The following is a 233-nucleotide window of genomic DNA, read 5'->3' on the forward strand; positions in this document are numbered from 1 at the left end:
GCTTTGCGCCCTCTTTGCGAAGAACATCGTTCATCGACTGATCGGCCCTCTTCTCCAGCCCCTTGTCTATTTTCGTATCGACGATGAGTTCTTCCTTGACGTCGCCGATCAGGCCCGGCAGTTCGTCCATAACCATATCATCCACATACTGGCCAGCGCCGGACCAATAGCTCTTCGCCTTGGAGGGCGCCTGCTTCATCTCCGTCTTCACTTCGTCGTCGGTAATGTAGCCC

General features: G+C 55.4%; 1 protein-coding gene. It reads right to left on the reverse strand.

From position 1 onward, the window contains the following. Window positions 1-233 (reverse strand): hypothetical protein (locus tag ACPYOJ_RS37010; RefSeq protein ID WP_481420632.1); only part of this gene is annotated, 233 nt, incomplete at both ends.

It is taken from the genome of Rhizobium sp. SVR5-9E (assembly GCF_056755095.1).